The 1,731-nt window shown below is 36.8% G+C and carries 2 protein-coding genes; both read left to right on the forward strand.

Annotated elements, in window-relative coordinates; genetic code table 11:
- Nucleotides 1-55 precede the first annotated feature (55 nt).
- Entirely contained in the window at nt 56-622 is a 567-nt protein-coding gene (locus tag ACRCJ0_RS13400) for a class I SAM-dependent methyltransferase (protein ID WP_431390741.1), read from the forward strand.
- Nucleotides 623-1,351: a hypothetical protein gene (locus tag ACRCJ0_RS13405; RefSeq protein ID WP_431390742.1), complete on the forward strand. Its 729-nt coding sequence runs from the start codon at nt 623-625 to the stop codon at nt 1,349-1,351. It begins immediately after the preceding gene.
- The last annotated feature ends 380 nt before the right edge of the window (nt 1,352-1,731 follow it).

The following is a 1,731-nucleotide window of genomic DNA, read 5'->3' on the forward strand; positions in this document are numbered from 1 at the left end:
ATTTACTGAAAACCCACGGTAGATTAAGCTATTAATTATAGAAAGAAGGAATGGTATGTTTCAAAATATTGTCACTGTGACGCATCAAATAATGAAACAAAAAATTCACAATGGTGACCATGTATTAGACGCGACAGTAGGTAAAGGTAATGATACCCTGTTGCTTTCACAACTAGTTGGCCCTGAAGGTATCGTCTACGGCTTAGACATACAAGCACAGGCGATTGCATTCGCTGAAAAACGCCTTTCTGAAGAGGCAAAATTTAAAAATACAAAGTTATTTGTAAAAGACCATAGCGAATTAGAGCAAGTCATTCCAACCGATGAAAAATTACAATTAGCCATCTTCAACCTTGGTTATTTGCCTAGTGGTAATAAGGAGATCATTACCCAATCAGAGACCACTATTAAAGCCATACAATCAGTCCTTGAACGTTTGGATAAGATGGGTTTGTTACTGATTGCTTCATATGTTGGTCATCCGGGTGGTATGGAAGAATTTGAAGCGGTTCAATCTTATCTCGAAAAATGCGACCAAAAAAGTTATAATGTAGCTATGTTCAATTTTTTGAACCAAAAAAACCTACCTCCACGATTATTTATCGTTGAAAGGAGACAATAAATGGCAGCAATCAAATCCATGGCCGGCAGTAAAAACCGCCAAATTATTGTTCCAGCAATTTTCCATGTCCTACTCGTATGTCTCATGGCGGTCCCTGCCTTCATGACATTACAAGCAGTCAACACGATTAACTGGACAAATTTTCTACTATTAATATTCTGGCAATTTTTACTTACACAGGTCTACTTATTATTTTCTAAGCAAAAAGAACTCACACTCATTAAGAACATGATCGTCTTAGGTGTGGTCGAAGTTGCCCTATTCGCTATGTTAATTTTTAGTCCCGTAACTATTTTGGCAAAAGGATTACTCTTCCTACAATGGTTACTGATTCATTTAGTGATTGGCACGCATAACTTACTGCCAGTATTGCCCCCGTTATTTATCGCAATGGAAATGGTTATCATGCAAAATATTGTAGAAATGGCCAACGCGCAAGTCTTATTAACCGGTTTTGGCCTAATCAAATTCCTATTCTACCTAGCAGTATTCTCCTGGTTATCTAGCTTATTCATGGATTACCGTTCTGAAGGCGTAGAAATCGCTGGTAAAAAATCAAATTCAGCAAGAATGATGAAATTACTGGCTAGCTTTTCAGTCATCGTCTTAATCATCGCTATCGCTGCAAGCTTCATTATGCCGGAATCATTGAATGGTCAAACAATCGCTTTAATCATCATTTCAATAGTGATGATGATTTACAGTTTATTCCTTAAAAAGAAAGCATAGTAATCGAAAAAAGCCCGCTTTGAATGGTTGTAAGCACCAGAGCAAAGCGGGTTTTGTGATATTGTTAGCGGGTTTGGTAATGAATGCTAGCTTTTTGATGCTTCTAGGCCACTAAGGATTTCGACTACTACTATATATAGAAAATCTATATCGAAAAAAAAGACTAGCTAAACAAATGTTTAACTAGTCTAGTGGGCTGTTGCCCTAATTGTTAAAATTTAAATTAGATTTACGCTTTAACAACGTTAGCTGCTTGTGGTCCACGGTTTCCGTCTTCGATTTCTTTCAGGATAACCTTATAACCAAACATCAGAGTGCATAGAAATTGGTATCTGATAGTAAAAAACTTTCACTAAGCATAGCCACAAGTAGAAAAGATA

Source organism: Aerococcus sp. L_32 (genome assembly GCF_050689315.1).